This is a genomic window from Streptomyces sp. NRRL F-2580 (genome assembly GCF_000720115.1).
Classification (GTDB): Bacteria; Actinomycetota; Actinomycetes; order Streptomycetales; family Streptomycetaceae; genus Streptomyces.
Map to the genome: position 1 here is coordinate 1 of NZ_JOIR01000110.1, position 591 is coordinate 591.

Below are 591 nucleotides of genomic sequence, written 5' to 3' on the forward strand. Positions count from 1 at the left end.
CATGCGGCGGTTCAGGGCACCCTGGCCACCCTCCAGGAACTCCTCGCCGACACCACCCTCGACTCCACCCGCATCCTCGTCCTCACCCAGGGCGCCACCGCCCTCACCCCTGACGAAGACATCCACAACCTCCCCGCCGCAGCCCTCACCGGACTCATCCGCACCGCACAAAACGAATACCCCGGCCGCCTCACCCACCTCGACATCACCACCACAGACGACCTCACCAAGGACCTGGCCGCCGCCGCCCACACCGCAACCACCACACCCGACACCCAACTCACCCTCCGCAACGGCCAACTCCACACCCCCCGCCTCGAAAACACCCCCACCACACCCCACAACACCCCCAAACCCCTCGACCCCGAAGGCACCATCCTCATCACCGGCGGCACCGGCGGACTCGGCCACATCCTCGCCCGCCACCTCGTCACCCACCACGGCGCCAAACACCTCCTCCTCACCAGCCGCACCGGACCCAACGCCCCCGGCGCCACCCAACTCCACGACGAACTCACCACAGCCGGCGCCCACATCACCATCACCGCCTGCGACACCGCCAACCCAGACGCACTCGCCCAACTCCTCGCA

1 protein-coding gene is annotated in these 591 nt (G+C 68.7%); it reads left to right on the plus strand.

What is annotated here, in order from left to right; all coding sequences use genetic code 11:
* Positions 1-591 (plus strand): SpnB-like Rossmann fold domain-containing protein (locus tag IF88_RS41785; RefSeq protein ID WP_037808873.1); only part of this gene is annotated, 591 nt, incomplete at both ends.